The following is a 17,815-nucleotide window of genomic DNA, read 5'->3' on the forward strand; positions in this document are numbered from 1 at the left end:
ATGCCGACGAAGGAAAAGGTGCGGCACCTGAACGCAACCGAACTGCTGGACGCCGTGGTGGACCAAGGCTCGTTCGTCTCCTGGGACACCGAACCGGAACAGCCGGACGTCTCTGACGAGTACGCCCGCGACCTGGCAAAAGCGCGCGAACGCAGCGGCGCCGATGAGTCGGTGGTCACCGGCGCCGGCCTCATCCGCGGCCGCCGCGTTGCGCTGATCGTCAGCGAATTCTCCTTCCTGGCCGGCTCCATCGGCCATGCGGCGGCGCAACGGATCGTTGCCGCCGTCGAACGCGCCACCGCGGAGGGGCTGCCGCTGCTGGCCGGTCCTGCGTCCGGGGGAACCCGGATGCAGGAAGGGACGCTCGCGTTCCTGTCCATGGTGAAAATCACCGGCGCCGTCCGGGCGCACCGCCAGGCCGGGCTGCCGTACCTGGTCTACCTGCGGCACCCCACCACCGGTGGCGTCATGGCATCGTGGGGTTCCTTGGGCCACATCAACGTGGCGGAACCTGGGTCCCTGCTGGGCTTCCTGGGTCCCCGGGTGTACGAGGCGCTGTACGGCGAGGCGTTCCCGGAGAACGTGCAGGTGGCGGAGAACCTCTTCCACAAGGGACTGATCGACGGCGTGGTGGAACCCGGCGATCTTGCAGACCTGGTGGGCCGGGCACTGGACATCCTCTCTCCCGGGGGCCCGGTGGCTGCGCGCCCTGCCCCTCCCGAGACCCTCAACGTCCGGCCTTCAACAGTTGACGCCTGGACGTCCATCGGGATCTCCCGGCGTCCCCGGCGGCCGGACCTGCGCCAGCTGCTGAAGGTCGGCGCCACCGACGCTCTCCCCCTGAACGGAACCGGACAGGGGGAGAAGGACCCCGGGTTGCTGCTGGCACTGGCGCGTTTTGGCACCCAGTCCTGCATCGTCCTGGGCCACGCCCGCCCGCTTCGGAAGGACGCCGCCGGGATGGGACCGGGTTCCTTGCGGGAGGCGCGCCGCGGCATGAAGCTGGCGGAGGAACTGCGGCTGCCGCTGCTCACCGTGATCGACACCGCCGGCGCTGCTTTGTCGCAGGAGGCGGAGGAGGGCGGACTTGCCGGCGAAATTGCGCGCTCGCTGCACGAACTGATCGGTCTGGAATCGCCGTCGGTCTCCGTGCTGCTTGGCCAGGGCGCCGGGGGAGGTGCGCTGGCACTGCTGCCCGCGGACAGGACCATCGCGGCCCAGCACAGCTGGCTTTCACCGCTTCCTCCGGAAGGTGCCAGCGCCATCGTGCACCGGACCACCGCGTTCGCCCCGGCCATGGCCCAGGCGCAGGGAGTGAACGTGGCCGCGCTGTACGCGAACGGCCTGGTGGACCACATTGTGGATGAGCGGGACGATGCTTCTCTGGAGCCGCGCGAATTCTGCACCCGGATGGCCCGGGCGATTGAGTTTGAGCTGGGCTCGGTGGCCGGCGTTCCCGTGCCGGAACTCGTGGCTGCCCGGGCGCGGAAGTTCGCATCCCTCGGCGGCAGCTGACGGTTGCCACTTGGTCGTGGGGGGCAGGCCCGGGAGGCGCCGGAGTATCGGTTCCGGCGCTTCCTACGGCTGGTCCGGCACGTAGAGGGCCATAATGACGCCCGTGGCGGTGTGTGCGGCTTCGAGGAGCCGCAGCGGCGTTTTTGTTGCCCCGGTGAAAAGCTGGTGACCGTTGCCCAGCACCAGGGGATGGATCATGAGCAGGTACTCGTCGATTTGATCTGCCGCCATAAGGCTGCGGATCAGCACTCCGCTGCCCATGATCACGAGGTTCCCGGGGAAGGTTTCCCGGAGCTCCTTCACAGCCGCCGGAACGTCCCCGCGAAGGAGCGTTGAGTTTGGCCACTCAAGCTTCAAGGCGGGGTCACCGGAGGCGACGTACTTGGGCGTGTTGTTCAGGGCGTCCTTGAATGGACCGCCCTGGGCGTTCCATGACGACAGGAGCTGCACGTAGGTGCGCCGTCCAAAGAGGAAGGCGTGGCCGGCGCCCATGCGCCCGCCCATCTTCTGGACCGTCGCCTGGTCGGCACGCGGAACGGCCCAGCCGCCGCCGGTGAATCCTCCCCGGGGATCTTCGTCCGGGCGCCCCGGTCCCTGCATGACACCATCGAGCGTCACATGGTTCATCACCACGACCTTGCCCACTGCGGTCAGCCTTTCCGTCGCGGGAAGCGCCCGCGGCGGCGGGCGGCACCCGCTGCCAAGGGACTACCTCCTGGACTGGACTCTGGTCCGGTGGGCGTTCCTGCGCAGCTGCAGGATGCGCGCTCCGCCTGCCACGGCCACCAAGACGCCGCCTGATACGGCAGCGATGAACAGTGCCATCCCCAGCGGGACGGACCCCTCAAAACCAAGGAACCGGACCAGGGCCTGGTCCTGGTTCTGCAGGATGAAGACGATCAGCAGGATCAGGAGCACCAAGGATGCCACTACACCTGCCCAGATGACTCCGGCGCGGGTGACCTTGCGTTCAGGGACTCCACGGCCCGTCGCCGCTGTCCCGGTGGCCGGTGTCCCCGTTGTTCCGACTGTTCCCCCTGCGTCCGGTGCGTAGGACGGCGCGCCGCCGTAGGTTGCGGCCCGGTCTCCCGATTGCTGCGCTGCGTTCGACGGCGTGGTGGCATCCGGTTCCTGCCGGCCTTCCGGCCCTGGCGTGTACTGTCCTGCGCTCATGTCCGTCCCCTTTCCCTAAATGCTAAGCATGCTTATTGTCTAACCATAGACGCCCCGGTTGACGCGGCACAACGACCGGTACCGCGTCCTGCGTTAGGAATTGCGTCATGACCGGCGCAATGACCTGCGCAGGAAAAGGGTGCGGGGGAGCTGTCGGCCAGGAGGGGCCCTCACGTGAGAACCCCTCCCTCCGGCAGTCTGGCCGGACCATTTTCGGTCCGGTCCGGTCAGCCCGGCCCGGGTCTCACCGCCCGGGTCAGACCCTCTCCTTGCTCCGTTCGGCGGAGGGGGTGCGGGGCGCAGGCATCCTGCGCCAGTTGGGGAAGGCCCAGAACGTGAAGTCCGGTGCCTTGACCGGCTCCTCCGGAGTTTCCGCAGGGGCTTCCGTTTCGGCTTCAGGCCGGCGCTTGGTTTCTTTCCTGGCGCCCCACCCGAAGTCCTTGTTCGATGCGTAGCACATCACAGACCTCCTCATGGTGACTGCCCTTTAATCGTCCTCCTGATTGGCGGGGGAGTCGATATGCCAACGCAGTCCAGGGGCAACGAATGCACCAGAGGCCTCCGCTGCGGCAGGAGTAATGTCCGCGATTGTCAGGCGCCGTCAACCACGTCCTGTGCCTCCTGCGGGCGGTGGAACTCGCAGGGCCCCTGATGCCGGAGGGGGAGGAGGCAGGTCCGTCCCGTGGGCAGGTGGACCAGCGCGCACCGGCCGGTCATCGCCAGGTCTTCCCTGACGTTCGAGTTGCTCATGTCTGGACGTCCGTCGTCTGCCGTCATGGTGGCTTCGGTGCCTGGGGCAGGGTGTTCAACGTTCATGGTGGGGCAACTCCTCATCGGGCGGAGGGCGAATGGAGGGTGCTGAAAGGTGCTCCTTCAAGTGTGCGCCGCCAGGGTTACCAGCGGATTAAGCCGGTGTTAGGAGCAGGTCAACATCTGCCCTCCGGCGAAGCTTCCCGAAGTTTCCCTAGTAGCCCAGCTGGTGGGCCACCTGCAGGAGGAGGGCTTCGGAGCCCATGGGGCCAACAAGTTGGATTCCCATGGGAAGTCCACTGCCGGCGCTACCCCCGGTCCAGTGCACGGGAACGGTGATGGCCGGCAGGCCGCACACATTCACCATGGAGGACCACGGGGCGTATTCGCACTGCTTCCGGTAGTCGCCGTCGGCGTCCCCGGGCCACTGCGCCGACGGCCAGCGCTCCCCGCCATGCGCCGTGCCGGTGAACCATCCCACCGGCCGCGGCGTCTGCGCCAGGGCCGGCATCAGCATCAGGTCCCACTGCCCGTACTGCGCCACCGTGTCATGCTGGAACTGCCTCAGGAATGCCAGTGCCTCCGCGAGCTTGGCGGGGCTGCGCTGCTGTGCCCGACGGCGGAAGGTCCGCGTCAAGGGGGCCAGCAGAGCTTCACGCGTCGGACTGATCCTGGCTGCGCCCACCCCGGCGGTCCAAGCCGTCGTGAAGGCATCCGGGTAACGGTTGTCGTAGCGGATGGATGCATCACCCAGGCTGTGGCCGGCGTGTTCCAGGAGGGCCTCACCGGCACGGAGCGCGTCCAGGGCGTCCTGTTCGGGCGTGAAGGGAAACGTGCCGGACCACGGGCTGTCCAGGGTGACGCCGATCCGCAGCCGCGGCGGCTCCTCTTGTTGCACTGCCCGGAGGTAGTGGTTTCCCGGGACCATGACGTCCATCATCAGCGCCGCGTCCTCCGTGCTGTGGGCAAGGGGACCGGGCACCACCAGCCGCGCGGGATCGCCGGCACTTTCCCCGGCTGCCACCAGCCCCCGGCCCGGCTTCAGGCCCACCAGGCCGCATGCTGCCGCCGGGATGCGGACTGACCCGCCGCCGTCGGTCCCCGGAGCGAAAGGCAGCAGCCCCGCTGCCACGGCCGCTGCACTGCCGCCGGACGAACCTCCCGAACTCCTGCTGGGTGCATGGGGATTGCGCGACGGCGGTGCGATGCGGTTTTCGCTGTAGGCCGTCAGTCCGAATTCAGGTACCTGTGTCTTGCCCAGCGAAACCACGCCGGCGTCCTTGAAGAGGGACACCAGCGGAGCGTCGGCGGGGGCGGGTTTGTGGTCAAGGGCGGCACTGCCGTGCGTGGTCACCACCCCGGCCACGTCCGTCAGGTCCTTGAAGGCAAGGGGCATGCCGTGCAGCACAGGCAGGTCATCGGCGTCGGCGCGGGCATGCAGGGCATCGGCCGCCTTGGCCTGATCCATGGCCTGTTCCGCGGTCACGGTGATGAAGGCGCCGAGAAGGGCGTTCCGCTGGCCGGTCCGGGCCAGGAAATGGGCGGCGGCCTCCGCGGCGGACACTGCTCCACTCCGCAGGAGGTCCCGCAGGGCCAGTGCCGAAAGCTCATGGAGTTCAGTCACGGAACCGGGACTCCGTTTGCGCACCGGCAGGCCGTTCCGTGCGGGCGGCCGGAGCCGGGGGTGCGGGGAGGGCGGCGGGCTGTTGGGACATGAAAACCTCCTTGGGCTTCACCAGCCTAACCCGGGGCTTTTTGCATACCTGTTCACGGTGGAAGGGGGCGGAAGAGCTAGGCTTAAACCTGACTCTGATCCGCCAAGACAGGACTCCGATGAGTGACTTCGATACCGTCCCCGTGCATGACATTCCCGCTGGCGCGGTGATCCTGGACGTCCGGGAGGACTACGAATGGGTCGCCGGCCACGCTGACGGCGCACTCCACATCCCCATGGACCAGATCCCGGCCCGGCTGGGTGAGCTCGATCCGGACGAGGACCTCTATGTCATCTGCCGTACGGGCGGCCGCTCCTTCCGCGTTGCCCAATGGCTCACGGGGCAGGGATATTCCGCCATCAACGTCTCGGGCGGGATGGACCAGTGGCTGGAGGCCGGCAAACCTTTGGTTTCGGACAACGGACTCAAGCCGTTGGTGCTTTAGTGGCCGGTACTTCCCGCACCTACACGTTCCTGGGTCCGGAAGGCACCTTCACCGAGGCTGCCCTCCTCCAGGTACCCGATGCCCTTGAGGCGGTGAGGATCCCGGCGTCGAACGTCAACTCCGCCCTTGGGAAGGTTCGTGAAGGTGCGGCCGACGCCGCCATGGTCCCCATCGAGAACTCCGTGGAGGGCGGTGTCACGGCCACGCTGGACGCCATCGCCACCGGCCAGGAACTGCGGATCATCCGCGAGGTCCTGATTCCCATCAGCTTTGTCCTGGTAACCCGTCCCGGGGCTCGGTTGGAAGATGTCCGGCGCGTTTCCACGCACGGCCACGCCTGGGCCCAGTGCAGGCTGTGGATGGACAAGAACATACCCGATGCGGAATACGTTCCCGGTTCCTCAACCGCCGCCGCGGCCGTGGGGTTGCTGGCGGCCGACTGCCACTACGACGCGGCCATCTGCGCGCCGCTGGTGGCCAGCGAACATGCTGGACTGTCCGTGCTGGCGGAGGATATCGGTGACAACCCGGGTGCGGTCACCCGCTTCATCCTGGTGAGCCTGCCAGGGGCCCTGCCGGCGCGGACCGGTGCGGACAAAACCACGGTGGTGGTGCCGCTTCCGGAGGACCGTCCCGGAGCCCTGATGGAGATCCTGGACCAGTTCGCCAGCCGCGGCGTCAACCTCAGCCGGATCGAGTCCCGGCCCACGGGACAGTACCTGGGACACTATTTCTTCAGCATTGATGCCGACGGCCACGCAGGCGAGGCGAGGGTAGCCGAGGCGCTGGCGGGGCTGCACCGTATCAGCCCGGGGACGCGTTTCCTTGGCTCGTACGCCCGGGCAGACAAGCAGCAGACGCCGGTCCCGGCCTATGTCTCCGACGCGGCGTTCTCTGCGGCCCAATCATGGGTTGAATCCATACTCGATGCAGAATCCGTCGCAGGTGAAACCGGTTCCGCAGCTTCGCCCAGAGCGTAGGCAAATGGCTTGGGAACTACTTCCGCGGGCTGCGGACAATGCGTATGCTTGCTTGATCCACACGGGGTATGGCCCCTGACGAAGGGAGAGGGTCATGACCAGCAGCACTGAGAACGACGGCCAGGGGATGATCGTCAACCCCAAGCCGACCGCTGACAACCAGGACTGGGACGGGGATGACGCTGACCGCGCCGACCGCCTGCGCTTCGAGGAAGAGCAGGCCATGATCCGCGAGCAGTCTGAAGCCCACGCTGCCGCCAAGGCGGCCGCCGATGCAAAGAAGCAGGCCAGCGCCTGAGCCGCGCAGCACTCTTGCTTTTGTCACGTAACAGCGCTGTCAGCGCTCTTTTGTCAACGCACCTTTGCTAACGCACCGCCGTGGCACTGCTGCCATGGACGTCCCGCTTGACTCGGACCAGGAGTGACCGCGGCAGAACCTGGACGGTGAGCTGCGTGGCTTCACCCGAGGTGTCGCCGTCGAGCTGTGTGGGCATGGGTTCGGGGCACTTGATCACCACCCTGCCTGACCGGTAAACGGTCATGATGGGCAGCTTGCCGCTGTGCTTGAACATGATTTTCACGTACATCAGCAGCCACCCCAGCGCGCTGCGGGGGCTCATCACCACAACGTCGAGCATGCCGTCGTCGATCATGGCCTGCGGGATCAGGTCGATGCCGCCGGGGACAAGGCCGCAATTGGCGAAAAGCACACTGCGGATATTCCTTACCTGCTCCGGGTTTCCGTCCAGCGCAATGGAAACCTTCTTTCGCCGGCCCGGCAGGTGGCGTACGCCCGCCTCCGTGTACGCGAGCCAGCCCACCGCCTTCTTCAACCCGTCATTGGTGTCGGCCAGGACCTCGGCATCCATGCCTATCCCGGCGATCACCAGGAAGATGTGCTCGGAGTAGTGGCCGGTCCGGGAGTTCTCGATGGCCATCCGTGCGGTGTCGATGTAGCGCTGGCGGCCGAAGAGTGCTGTCTGGACGTTGCCGTGAAGGTCGTTCACATCCAGGTCCACGTTCCGCGCCAGCAGGTTGCCGGTACCCAGTGGAATCAAACCCATGGCAATGTCCGTGTGCGCCAGGGCCTCGGCCACCACCCGGACGGTACCGTCGCCGCCGCCCGCAAGGACGACGTCCGGCTTGCCGGCCAGGACGGCCTGCATCTGGGAAAAGCCGGGGTCCTCCGCCGTCGTCTCGAAGAAGACAGGCTCCTCCCACCCGGCTGCCAGGCAGGCGCGCTGGATGATTTCCCTCGCTTCCCCGGCCCGCGCCTTGATTGGATTCAGGACCACGGCCACCCGCTGCTGCGCCAGCCCGGAGTCGTAAACTTCCCCCGCCACGGTGCTGCGCATATGCAGTGCTTTGAGGCGGCGCACCCCCCACCAGCTGGACGTGGCGAAGGCAAGCGCCACCGCAATCAGCAGGTAGAGAATCCAGTCGCTCATGGTGCTTCAACAGTAGCCGTGCGGGCGGCGCGTGGGGGCACGCACCCTGCCGCCCGCCGTCGTGCGCGGTATTGGATACCCTTGTGTGGTGATCGACGTAAAAGACCTCAGCGAAAACCCGGAGAAATACCGTGCCAGCCAGCGTGCCCGTGGCGCGGACGAATCAGTGGTGGACGCGATCATCTCCGCGGATTCCGCCCGCCGCGCTGCCCTGATCCGCTTTGAAAACCTCCGCGCCGAGCAGAACGTGTTCGGCAAGAAGGTGGCGCAGGCCAAGGGTGAAGAGAAGCAGGCGTTGCTGGCAGAGGTCAAGGAGCTCGCCAACTCGGTTAAGGCTGCGTCTGCCGAGGCCGATGCCGCGCAGACCAAGCAGGAAGAACTCCTGCGCACCATCCCCAACCTTATTGAGGACGGCGTGCCCGAGGGCGGCGAGGACGACTACGTGGTGGTCAAGACCGTCGGCACCCCCCGCGAATTCCCCGACTTCGAGCCGCGCGACCACTTGGAGATCGGCGAGCTGATCGGCGCCATAGATATGGAACGCGGTGCCAAGGTCTCTGGTGCCCGGTTCTACTTCCTGCGCGGTGTGGGTGCCCGGCTGGAGATGGCCCTGCTGCAGATGGCCATGGACCAGGCCATCGAGGCAGGGTTCGTCCCGATGATCACCCCCACGCTGGTGCGTCCCGAGACCATGCAGGGGACCGGCTTCGATGTGAAGCACGACGCCGAGATCTACCGACTCGCCGAAGACGACCTGTACCTGGTGGGCACCTCCGAGGTTGCCCTGGCCGGGTACCACGCAGACGAGATCCTGGACTTCTCCAAGGGCCCCATCCGTTACGCCGGCCAGAGCTCCTGCTACCGCCGCGAGGCCGGCTCGCACGGCAAGGACACCCGAGGCATTATCCGCGTCCACCAGTTCAACAAGGTGGAGATGTTCATCTACACCACTGTTGAAGAGGCCGCCGCCGAGCACCAGCGCCTCCTGGCGTGGGAAGAGGAAATGCTGGCCAAGTGCGAACTGCCGTACCGCGTGATCGACACCGCTGCCGGTGACCTCGGCACCTCCGCCGCACGCAAGTACGACTGCGAAGCCTGGGTTCCCACGCAGGGCGCCTACCGCGAGCTGACCTCCACCTCCAACTGCACCACCTTCCAGGCGCGCCGCCTGAATATCCGTGAGCGCGTGGTGAACTCCGAGGGCGTCGCCAAGGGCACCCGGGCAGTGGCCACCCTGAACGGCACCCTCGCCACCACGCGCTGGATCGTGGCGCTGCTGGAGCACCACCAGAACCCGGACGGCTCCGTCAACGTGCCCAAGGCGCTGCAGAAGTACCTGGGCGGCCTCGAGGTCCTGCCGGTCCTCTAAGGGAGCTTTCATAAGCTTGTTCGCGGATCAGGACCTTCATGGTTCTGATCCGCGAACATGCTTAGGCCTGACGGACGCTTGTCCACATACAGGCAGCGGACCGGTGACGGCGCTTCCATGGTCCAACATCCTGTTGGAATGGACATGCCGCCCGGACTGATTGATACTGCCGCCATTCTCCGCACGGGCGCCGGCACCGACGGCGTGCACCGCGCCTTCAAGGCAGGGCAATTGGTGCGGATTCGGCGCGGCTTCTACGTCTCCACCGAGGACTGGCTCAACGCGCTGCCGTCCCAGCGCTTCGCATGGACGACGACGTCACTCGCCAGATCGGTCAAAGGTGCCGTTTTGTGCGGGCAAACGGCAGCGGTGGCGAGCGGTCTGCCGACGCTGGGAACGCCACCGTGCGTGGAGTTGGCGACTGCCTTGCCCGGCCGAAGCGGCATCAGGAAATCGCCGCTGTTGGTCCTGGGCGGGGACGGAACGGCCCAAGACGTGCGCCGCACGCGTTCCTATCCGCTTAGGTACCGGCTCAAGAGCGTGCTGGAACCTGTCCGCCATGGGGAGTTCCTCTGCACAGGACTCATGGAGACCACCGTGGATGTCATTTCCTCCACGAACCTGAGCCAGGCACTGGTACTCGCAGACGGGGCCGCCCGCAAACTCCTGGCCGACGGCGTTGTGGATCCTGGCGCCAGCCTTCTGTCCGTGCCGGGCATTGCCGCCGGCATAGCGGCTCTTCCGTCTGCGGCTGCCCGGCGCCGCGCGGAGCGGGTCGCTGCCCTGGCGAGCCCCCAGCCGGAGTCCGTTGGGGAGTCGTACAGCCGGGCCATCTTTGAGTTCCTTGGTTTCGAACAGCCCGAACTTCAACACGTCTTTAAGGACGGCAACGGGCTTCATCGGCAGGAGCGATTTCTGGTGGCCTTCCCAGGGGGTGGTGGGTGAGTTCGATGGCAAGGGGAAGTACGTCCAGGCCGCCCTGCGTGACGGGATGACGGCTGACGAGGCCGTATATCGGGAGAAGCTCCGCGAGGACCGGGTCCGGGCGCTGGGCCACGGCTTTGTTCGCTGGCGATGGGCTGACCTCACGGACCCCAGCCGGCTGCGGTGCAAGCTCCTGGCAGCCGGACTCCGCCCGCTCCTGGCAGCCGGACTCCGCCCGGGCTGCGGCACGTCCTCGCCCGCGAATCAGAAGCTTGTTCGCTAATCAGAACCGTGAAGGCACGGATGTGCGAACGAGGTGAGGACTGTCGGTCCCTGACTGGCGGGGACTCGTCCGCCCCGGGGGATCTGCTGCGCGAGGGATCGCCGGGATGTGGGAATCCGCCGTGTTTACCAACAGTTCAATAAACCTGTGTCCTGCGTCCTAGCGCGTGTCAGTTACGTCTGGTTCACTATGTGGATGACAACGCTGACTGAAACCTCAGTCGCCGGCAACGATGACCGGCGAGACAACAATCCGAACAACAACACCAACACCCTCGGCTTCGCCGCTGTGGACCAGAAGTTCATGGTCGCCCTGGACGTGGACGGCACCCTGGTGAACCACGACGGCCACATGTCCCCAGGTGTGCGGGAAGCCGCCCAGGCCGTGGTTGCAGCGGGGCATGAGGTGATGATCGCCACCGGCCGCTCCCTGAACGCCACCCTTCCCATCATCGAGAAGATCGGAATCGAGCGCGGATACGCCGTCTGCTGCAACGGCGGCGTAACGCTCCGGCTCCACCCGGAACTCGAAAACGGCTACGAAGTGATCCACAAGGCCACGTTCGATCCCGCTCCGGCCCTGCGTGCGCTCCGGGAGCGCCTCCCGTCCGCCAAGTACGCACTCGAGGATGCCGACGGCAATTTCCTCTCCACCGAGCGGTTCCAGGACGCCAGCTTCGGGGTGGAGGCCGTGGGCGTGGACTTCCACACCATGCTGGAAGCCACCGCCGTCCGCGTGGTGGTCTTCAGCACCGAAAACACGCCGGAGGAGTTCAACGAGGCCATCAACCACGTGGGCCTGGCGGGAGTGACCTATTCGGTGGGATGGACTGCGTGGCTGGATATCGCTGCCGCAGGGGTGACCAAGGCCAGCGCCCTGGAAAACCTTCGGGTCCGCCTTGGTTTTGAAGAGCACCTCACCGTCGCCGTCGGTGACGGCCGGAACGACATCGAGATGCTCACCTGGGCTGGCCGGGGTGTAGCCATGGGCCAGGCTCCGGCGGAGGTGGTGGCCGCCGCTGATGAGGTCACCCATTCAGTGCACGACGACGGCGCCGCCCACGTGCTGCGCAGCCTCCTCTAGGCCGGGGTACTTCCGTCCGTCCCGATTCCGGACCGCGTCCTGGGTCAAGGCAGAATAGAAGCATGACCCTTACGACGTTCGCCCTCGTCCGCCATGGCCAGACCGACTGGAATGCCGAGCGCCGGTTGCAGGGAGCCACCGACATCCCCTTGAACGACGTCGGACGCGGCCAGGCGAGGGACGCCGTCGCCGTCCTTGCCCCGTACGAATGGGACGCAATCGTTTCGTCGCCCCTCAGCCGTGCCGCGGAAACCGCAGACCTGATTGCCGAAGGGCTCGGGCTGGCGGTTTCCCGGCGCGTTCCGGAACTCACCGAGCGCAGTTTCGGCCCGGCCGAAGGGATGCAGGCCGGACCCGAGCTGGACGCGCTGCGCATTCCGGGCGGCTTCAAGGGCGCGGAAAGTGAAGACGAGGCCGCCGTCCGCGGCCTTGCCGCACTTGAGGCGCTGGCGGAGGAGTTCCGCGGCCAGCGGCTGCTGGTGGTCACCCACGGCACCCTGCTGCGCGTGAGCCTCAGCCGGGCGATTGGCCAGACCCTGGCGAGCGTGGACAACGCGGTGCTGAACCTGGCGCACCACCACGCGGTGGACGGCTGGAAACTGGAGTACTTCAACGGCGAGCCCGTGATGGCAGCCGCCGGCAACTAGGCCGGCCCTGAAGGTAACTAAAGAGAGCTGGCAGGACAGTCAGCTGGCTACCGGGCTTCGAGGATCAGTGCCAGCAACCTGGCAGCTGCGGGCCGGGCGCCGTGCTCCTCGTTCCACTGCGCCCGGGCCACCGCCTTACTGACGGCCTGGGTGGTGATGCCCAGTTCCTGCGCCACGGCTTTTTGCTGCCCCCGGACCCCGGGGGTCAGCAGGTCCAGCACCCGCCATTCAGCATCGGAACGGTCACGCACGATATGGCCCAGCAGCCTGAGGATGGCCTCGGCGTCGTGGGCGACATCGGCCAGCGGTCCTTCCACCGCCACCGGGATCCGCTCCTTGCTGCTGCGGAGCCTGTCCACGGCCCGGCGCGCGTACACCAGACCGTGGCCGGAGGCGTCCTTGATCTGGTTGGGCAGCGGCTCATTTACCGGCCCCGCGCCGATCCCCACGTACCAGTGCCCGCTGCGAAGTGCGATCAGTGCGGCATCCACGGCCTGGTGCGGGCAGTCGACGATTCCCTGGACTTCGTCCTCCACCGACCGGTCGAAGTCCAGGCGCGCAGGGATGTGCCGCAGCGCCTTGAGCAGCTGCGGCACCTGGTCGCCGTCGCGCCGGCTGTCCGTCTGATTGATGGTCAACGTGAACATTTCTGGATCCACACTACCCGGAAGTAGGAACTACGGAACGGCCGATTGCAGGGCCCGGTTGCCGGTTGGGGCAGGAGATTTTCCCGGCCCGGGCGAGCCCATGCCGGCTGGCGCGGGGTGGCAAGAGCGGAAAGCCCGACGGCGGGGCTTGCCTGCCTGCCCCTCCATCTGTTGCCATGGGGGAACGGCCGCCTGCAGCGGCACACCCGACGTGAGGATGGTTATGGCCGGCAGCACTGGGCAGGATGAGATGCAGCAGGACGACGTGCAGCAGGGCGGCGCACGGCAGGAGGGGCCGGGGCAGGAAGACCTGGGCCTCGTCGACAAATGGTGGCGTGCCGCCAACTATCTTTCGGTGGGGCAGATCTACCTCCGGTCCAACCCCCTGCTGCGGGAACCGCTGCAGGCAGAGGACACCAAGTCCCGCCTGCTGGGGCACTGGGGCACCACCCCCGGACTCAACTTCGTCTACGCCCACCTGAACCGCGTGATCCGCCGCGACTCCCTGGAGATGCTCTTCGTCGCCGGTCCCGGCCATGGCGGTCCCGCCGTCGTCGCCAATGCCTGGATGGAGGGGACCTACTCCGAAATCTATGCCCACGTGGGCAATGACGAGGCAGGCCTGGCCGAACTCTTCCGGCAGTTCTCCTACCCCGGCGGAATCCCCAGCCACGCGGCCCCGGAAACCCCCGGCTCCATCAGCGAAGGCGGGGAGCTGGGGTACTCCCTGGCCCACGCGTACGGATCGGTGTTCGACAACCCGCAGCTGGTGACCGCCGTGGTGATTGGCGACGGCGAGGCGGAAACCGGTCCGCTGGCCGCCAGCTGGCACTCCCACAACTTCCTTGATCCCGCCGTGGATGGTGCCGTCCTGCCCATCCTGCACCTGAACGGCTACAAGATCGCCAACCCCACCATCCTGGCCCGGATGCCCCAGGACCAGCTGGAGCAGCTGCTGCGCGGATACGGGCACCAACCGTACTTCGTCACGGTGGCGGACCCGGACGACACCGAAAAGGCGCACCGCGATTTCGCCGGCGTCCTGGACCGGTGCCTGGCGGATATCAAGGCCATCCAGGATGCCCACCGGCAGGACGCTTCCGGTGAAGAGGCGGGGGAGGGCGGACACCGCTGGCCCCTGATCGTGCTGCGCTCGCCCAAGGGCTGGACCGGACCCCGCATGGTTGACGGGCTGCAGGTGGAAGGCACCTGGCGGGCCCACCAGGTGCCGCTGTCCGAGGTCCGCACCAACGGCGAGCACCTGAAGCAGCTGGAGGAGTGGCTGCAGTCCTACCGGCCGGCGGAACTGTTCGACGGCGACGGCCGGCTCCGGCCCGACGTCGCCGAAGGTGCGCCCACGGGCGACTTCCGCATGAGTGCTACACCGCATGCCAACGGCGGATTGTTGAGGCGCGCGCTGAAGCTGCCCGCCTACCGCGACCACGCCGTGGAGGTTCCCAGCCCGGGCACCGAGCGGGTCAGCCCCATGGTTACGCTCGGATCCTGGATGCGGGACGTGATTGCGCAGAACATGGATAACTTCCGGCTGTTCGGCCCGGACGAGACGGCCTCCAACCGGCTGCAGAACGTCTATGAGGTCACCGACAAGGTGTGGCAGTACAGGATCGACGATGTCGACGAGCACCTTGCGCGCTCCGGCCGGGTCCTGGAGGTGCTGAGCGAGCACCTGTGCCAGGGCTGGCTGGAGGGGTATCTCCTCACCGGCCGGCACGGCGTCTTCAACTGCTACGAGGCCTTCGTCCACATTGTCGACTCCATGTTCAACCAGCACGCCAAATGGCTGAAGGTCTCCCGGAAACTGCATTGGCGCCAGCCGGTGCCATCCCTGAACTACCTGCTGTCGTCGCACGTGTGGCAGCAGGACCACAACGGCTTCTCGCACCAGGACCCCGGCTTCATCGACCACGCCGTGAACAAGAAGGCCGAGGTCATCCGGGTCTACCTGCCGCCGGACACCAACACCCTGCTCTCCGTCATGGAGCACTGCCTGGCCTCCACGGACTACGTGAACATCGTGGTGAGTGGGAAGCAGCCCTCACCCACCTGGCTCGGTCCGGCCGATGCCGCCAACCATTGCCGCCGCGGCCTGGGGATCTGGACGTTTGCCGGTTCCGAGGTGCCCGGCGAGGAGCCCGACGTCGTCCTGGCCTGCGCCGGTGACGTCCCCACCGTGGAGACCGTGGCGGCCGCCGAACTGCTCCGGAAGGGCGCGCCCGGACTCAAGGTGCGGGTGGTGAACGTGGTGGACCTGATGCGGCTGCAGGACGACAGCGAGCACCCACACGGCCTCCCCGGCCATGACTTCGACGGGATTTTCACCGCCGACAAGCCGGTCATCTTCGCGTACCACGGCTACCCGGCGCTGATCCACCGGCTGGCCTACCGGCGGACCAACCAGCAGGGCCTCCACGTGCACGGCTATAAAGAAGAGGGGACCACCACCACACCGTTCGACATGGCCATGCTCAACGGAATCGACCGGTTCACCCTGGCTATCGACGCGATCGACCGGGTACCCGGCCTGGCTGAGAAGCACTCGCTCCTGCGCCAGGACCTGCAGGACCGCCGCAACCGGGCGCGCGAGCACACCCGCACCCACGGCGAGGACCCGGAGGAGATCCGGAACTGGAAGCTGGGCGGCTGACCCCCACCTAGTTACGGAGTTCGTCCAGCGTGCAGGAGGGCAGGTGGATCCAGCCCTCGCTGCGCGCTGCCTGCGCATGGGAACCGTCCGGCAAGAGCGTACGACGACGGGCGGCGGCCCGGGCGGTCAGGGAAGCGACGACGGCGTCGAAGAGATCGTCCGAGCCGGCCAGCGTGCCCCGGTGCCCGCCCAGGTCCAGCCATGGCGCCTGCTCTTCGAGGGCCGCCAGCAGGAGGCCGAGGCGTTCGGCTTCCGGGACGCCCCGGCCCTTGTAGCCGCGCCCGTTCAGGCCCCAGATCTTCAGGGATGCTGCCGGGTAGACCTCGGCCAGGCGTCCTGAGCCGTCACGCGCCTGTGGGCCGTGCAGGGCGGCGATCTTTGCCTGGATCACGGCGCAGCGCATGGCAGGATGGGCCAGCCGGTCGGCGGAGACGCTGAGCGGGATCAGCCCGGTTTCGCGCGTGACGAAGCGGTCGGTGTCCCGGTAGGCGAGCAGCCTCCGGCCGGCAATTCCGTCGTACTCGAGGACGGGATCGGCGTCGAAGTTCAGGTGGCCGGTAAGGAACGGGATCAGCGCGTCGGGCCAGCCCACCGGACAGTCGACGCCGGTCATCTCGCAGGAGCCGAACAGCTCCACGATGTCCTGGTCGTCCACGTCCAGGGCCAGGTGGGTGAGCCGGGCCGTATCTGGCTCCCACTCGATCACCGCGACGGCGGTCTTCCTGGTGGCCGCCGCCAGGTCCACGCCCAGCGTTTTCACGCTCTCAGGCTGCCTGATACTGCAGGACTCCGGTGATGCCGCCGGACTTCCCAAGGTCGGCGCCGCGGGCGAAACCGGCCCACAGGGCCCGCACCTTCCGGCCAGCCGCCTCCACGTCCTCCCAGCGGGCGCCGGCGATCAGTCCCACCCCGTCCCATGTTTCCCTGGTGCCGAGCAGCAGGGGCAGGTCCACGGTGTGGGCCGCGCCAAAGATGTTGCCGGGGGCATGCCAGGTCAGGAGGTACCGGTGGGCTTTTCCGCCCGCTTTGGCGTGGCGCCGGGCGAACCGGCGCGTTGCCCGGCCGTACACGGTTTCGGTGACCACCCAGTCGATGGCACGCACGGCGTGCTGACCCACCAAGGGGATACCGGCCAGCCGCATCAGTCGAGGGCTGCGGGGAAGGAACAGGCGGGCCTCCTCCGAGGTATGGCCGATCAGCACCTCGATGCCGGGCGCCGTCCGGTCCCACGCCGCTTCGATCCCGGCTTCCTCCGGGAGTGGATCGTGCGCGTACTGTGTGCCAAAGGGCATGGCGGCCAGCATGCCGAACTTTTTGGCCACCTGGGTGACCTGTTCCTCGACCGCCACCACGTCCATGGCCGGTGTCTGTTCGGTGACCGATTCGGCGGCAATGCCCATGGCGTGGTTCATTTTGGCCCGCCCGCGGGTGATGCCCAGCGGTGCACTTTGGATGATGGCGCGCTGGAAGAGGGTGGGCGCCTCGGGTGTGGCCATCAGGTGGGCGATCGCGTCACCACCGGCGGACTGGCCGAATGCGGTGACCCGGCGGGGGTCGCCGCCAAAGGCCTGGATATTCCGCTGCACCCACCGGAATGCCTCCAATTGGTCCAGGAGCCCCAGGTTGCCGGGACGTCCCGCGGGTGTGGCCAGGAACCCGAACAGCCCCAGCCGGTACGTCACGGAGACCACGATGACGCGGTTCTCGGCCACCAGCCGGGCGGGGTCGAAGATGGCCAGGTCCCCGGAGCCGGTGGTGTAGGAGCCGCCGTGGATCCAGACCATGACGGGCAGTTTTTCGTCCGGCCTGACGTCGCCGGGCATGGTGATGGAAAGGTTCTGGCAGTCCTCGCTCCCCGGAAGCTCCCCGTATCTGGTGCCCAGGACGTCGTCGAGGAACGGCACGGGCGCCTGGGGGCAGGCAGGGGAGAGGGACGTGGCGGACAGCTCGGAGGTCCAGTCCGGGACCTGCACGGGCGGCTGGAACCGGGCGGCCTCGGCGTACGGGATCCCTGTGGCGCGGATAACCTCGCCGTCCCGCCAGCCGGCGACAGGGCCGCAGGGCGGATGGAACAAGAGCTGGGAAGTCAGTGCTGGCTCAGAACTCACAGCCCCACGATTCCACAGATTTACCTTTGTGGGGACAACGACAAATCCCCGCCTCCCGGACCT

General features: G+C 67.2%; 19 protein-coding genes. 10 read left to right on the forward strand and 9 right to left on the reverse strand.

Translation table 11 applies throughout. The features are described from left to right. The gene (locus LDO86_RS00890; RefSeq protein WP_056388432.1) at positions 1–1,515 is read left to right on the forward strand and encodes a carboxyl transferase domain-containing protein; all 1,515 of its coding nucleotides are present in this window, start codon (positions 1–3) and stop codon (positions 1,513–1,515) included. A 63-nt stretch (positions 1,516–1,578) separates the two neighbouring features. Here the strand turns inward: LDO86_RS00890 and LDO86_RS00895 are convergent, their stop codons facing one another. From LDO86_RS00895 to LDO86_RS00915, 5 genes are all read right to left on the reverse strand, one after another. Beyond that, on the reverse strand, positions 1,579–2,160 hold the full coding sequence (locus LDO86_RS00895) for a dihydrofolate reductase family protein (protein ID WP_224084200.1): 582 nt from the start codon (positions 2,158–2,160) through the stop codon (positions 1,579–1,581). Positions 2,161–2,223: 63 nt separating this feature from the next. Further along, a complete protein-coding gene (locus LDO86_RS00900) occupies positions 2,224–2,688 on the reverse strand; it encodes a lipopolysaccharide assembly protein LapA domain-containing protein (protein WP_224084201.1) in 465 nt (154 codons plus the stop codon). A gap of 256 nt (positions 2,689–2,944) precedes the next feature. Further along, positions 2,945–3,148: a hypothetical protein gene (locus LDO86_RS00905; protein WP_018770279.1), complete on the reverse strand. Its 204-nt coding sequence runs from the start codon at positions 3,146–3,148 to the stop codon at positions 2,945–2,947. Between the two features lie 131 nt (positions 3,149–3,279). Continuing rightward, a complete protein-coding gene (locus LDO86_RS00910; RefSeq protein ID WP_056388427.1) occupies positions 3,280–3,504 on the reverse strand; it encodes a hypothetical protein in 225 nt (74 codons plus the stop codon). Between the two features lie 148 nt (positions 3,505–3,652). Continuing rightward, positions 3,653–5,062: an amidase gene (locus tag LDO86_RS00915; protein ID WP_224084202.1), complete on the reverse strand. Its 1,410-nt coding sequence runs from the start codon at positions 5,060–5,062 to the stop codon at positions 3,653–3,655. Positions 5,063–5,271: 209 nt separating this feature from the next. Between LDO86_RS00915 and LDO86_RS00920 the strand changes: the two genes are divergently transcribed. From LDO86_RS00920 to LDO86_RS00930, 3 genes are all read left to right on the forward strand, one after another. Beyond that, a complete protein-coding gene (locus LDO86_RS00920) occupies positions 5,272–5,598 on the forward strand; it encodes a rhodanese-like domain-containing protein (RefSeq protein WP_224084203.1) in 327 nt (108 codons plus the stop codon). Further along, positions 5,598–6,578: a prephenate dehydratase gene (gene pheA, locus LDO86_RS00925; RefSeq protein ID WP_224084204.1), complete on the forward strand. Its 981-nt coding sequence runs from the start codon at positions 5,598–5,600 to the stop codon at positions 6,576–6,578. The genes LDO86_RS00920 and pheA overlap by 1 nt, the downstream gene beginning before the upstream one ends. 94 nt (positions 6,579–6,672) lie before the next feature. After that, a complete protein-coding gene (locus tag LDO86_RS00930) occupies positions 6,673–6,876 on the forward strand; it encodes a hypothetical protein (RefSeq protein ID WP_056388420.1) in 204 nt (67 codons plus the stop codon). A gap of 67 nt (positions 6,877–6,943) precedes the next feature. Here the strand turns inward: LDO86_RS00930 and LDO86_RS00935 are convergent, their stop codons facing one another. Then, positions 6,944–8,026, reverse strand: coding sequence for a diacylglycerol kinase family protein (locus LDO86_RS00935; RefSeq protein ID WP_018770273.1), 1,083 nt, complete (start codon positions 8,024–8,026; stop codon positions 6,944–6,946). Between the two features lie 88 nt (positions 8,027–8,114). Here LDO86_RS00935 and serS point away from each other — a divergent pair, with 88 nt between their 5' ends. The 5 genes from serS to LDO86_RS00960 all read left to right on the forward strand — a co-directional run bounded on the left by serS (position 8,115) and on the right by LDO86_RS00960 (position 12,332). Next, entirely contained in the window at positions 8,115–9,395 is a 1,281-nt protein-coding gene (serS, locus tag LDO86_RS00940) for a serine--tRNA ligase (protein WP_026265933.1), read from the forward strand. Positions 9,396–9,533: 138 nt separating this feature from the next. Next, complete coding sequence (locus LDO86_RS00945) at positions 9,534–10,340, forward strand: type IV toxin-antitoxin system AbiEi family antitoxin domain-containing protein (protein WP_223993381.1); 807 nt, start codon at positions 9,534–9,536, stop codon at positions 10,338–10,340. Further along, the gene (locus tag LDO86_RS00950) at positions 10,333–10,602 is read left to right on the forward strand and encodes a hypothetical protein (RefSeq protein WP_224084205.1); all 270 of its coding nucleotides are present in this window, start codon (positions 10,333–10,335) and stop codon (positions 10,600–10,602) included. The genes LDO86_RS00945 and LDO86_RS00950 overlap by 8 nt, the downstream gene beginning before the upstream one ends. 195 nt (positions 10,603–10,797) lie before the next feature. Continuing rightward, positions 10,798–11,685 carry an HAD family hydrolase gene (locus LDO86_RS00955; protein ID WP_224084206.1) on the forward strand — a complete coding sequence of 296 codons (888 nt, stop codon included), beginning with the start codon at positions 10,798–10,800 and terminating at the stop codon, positions 11,683–11,685. A 62-nt stretch (positions 11,686–11,747) separates the two neighbouring features. Further along, positions 11,748–12,332, forward strand: coding sequence for a histidine phosphatase family protein (locus LDO86_RS00960; RefSeq protein WP_224084207.1), 585 nt, complete (start codon positions 11,748–11,750; stop codon positions 12,330–12,332). 47 nt (positions 12,333–12,379) lie between these two features. Here the strand turns inward: LDO86_RS00960 and LDO86_RS00965 are convergent, their stop codons facing one another. Then, a complete protein-coding gene (locus tag LDO86_RS00965; RefSeq protein ID WP_056388417.1) occupies positions 12,380–12,979 on the reverse strand; it encodes a hypothetical protein in 600 nt (199 codons plus the stop codon). A gap of 223 nt (positions 12,980–13,202) precedes the next feature. Between LDO86_RS00965 and LDO86_RS00970 the strand changes: the two genes are divergently transcribed. Beyond that, a complete protein-coding gene (locus tag LDO86_RS00970; protein WP_134165315.1) occupies positions 13,203–15,644 on the forward strand; it encodes a phosphoketolase family protein in 2,442 nt (813 codons plus the stop codon). Positions 15,645–15,651: 7 nt separating this feature from the next. Here LDO86_RS00970 and LDO86_RS00975 read toward each other — a convergent pair whose 3' ends face one another. Both LDO86_RS00975 and LDO86_RS00980 read right to left on the reverse strand, forming a co-directional pair. Next, the gene (locus tag LDO86_RS00975) at positions 15,652–16,404 is read right to left on the reverse strand and encodes a DUF429 domain-containing protein (RefSeq protein WP_018770266.1); all 753 of its coding nucleotides are present in this window, start codon (positions 16,402–16,404) and stop codon (positions 15,652–15,654) included. A gap of 4 nt (positions 16,405–16,408) precedes the next feature. After that, complete coding sequence (locus LDO86_RS00980) at positions 16,409–17,752, reverse strand: carboxylesterase family protein (protein ID WP_018770265.1); 1,344 nt, start codon at positions 17,750–17,752, stop codon at positions 16,409–16,411. Positions 17,753–17,815: the final 63 nt, after the last annotated feature.

The organism is Arthrobacter sp. StoSoilB19, from assembly GCF_019977275.1.
GTDB lineage: Bacteria > Actinomycetota > Actinomycetes > Actinomycetales > Micrococcaceae > Arthrobacter.

Coding starts and splice junctions, on each gene's coding strand:
- LDO86_RS00890 (WP_056388432.1), top strand. CDS start 1: ATGCCGACGAAGGAAAAGGTGCGGCACCTGAACGCAACCGAACTGCTG.
- LDO86_RS00900 (WP_224084201.1), bottom strand. CDS start 2,688: ATGAGCGCAGGACAGTACACGCCAGGGCCGGAAGGCCGGCAGGAACCG.
- LDO86_RS00905 (WP_018770279.1), bottom strand. CDS start 3,148: ATGTGCTACGCATCGAACAAGGACTTCGGGTGGGGCGCCAGGAAAGAA.
- LDO86_RS00910 (WP_056388427.1), bottom strand. CDS start 3,504: ATGAACGTTGAACACCCTGCCCCAGGCACCGAAGCCACCATGACGGCA.
- LDO86_RS00920 (WP_224084203.1), top strand. CDS start 5,272: ATGAGTGACTTCGATACCGTCCCCGTGCATGACATTCCCGCTGGCGCG.
- LDO86_RS00930 (WP_056388420.1), top strand. CDS start 6,673: ATGACCAGCAGCACTGAGAACGACGGCCAGGGGATGATCGTCAACCCC.
- LDO86_RS00935 (WP_018770273.1), bottom strand. CDS start 8,026: ATGAGCGACTGGATTCTCTACCTGCTGATTGCGGTGGCGCTTGCCTTC.
- LDO86_RS00945 (WP_223993381.1), top strand. CDS start 9,534: ATGGACATGCCGCCCGGACTGATTGATACTGCCGCCATTCTCCGCACG.
- LDO86_RS00955 (WP_224084206.1), top strand. CDS start 10,798: ATGACAACGCTGACTGAAACCTCAGTCGCCGGCAACGATGACCGGCGA.
- LDO86_RS00960 (WP_224084207.1), top strand. CDS start 11,748: ATGACCCTTACGACGTTCGCCCTCGTCCGCCATGGCCAGACCGACTGG.
- LDO86_RS00965 (WP_056388417.1), bottom strand. CDS start 12,979: ATGTTCACGTTGACCATCAATCAGACGGACAGCCGGCGCGACGGCGAC.
- LDO86_RS00970 (WP_134165315.1), top strand. CDS start 13,203: ATGGCCGGCAGCACTGGGCAGGATGAGATGCAGCAGGACGACGTGCAG.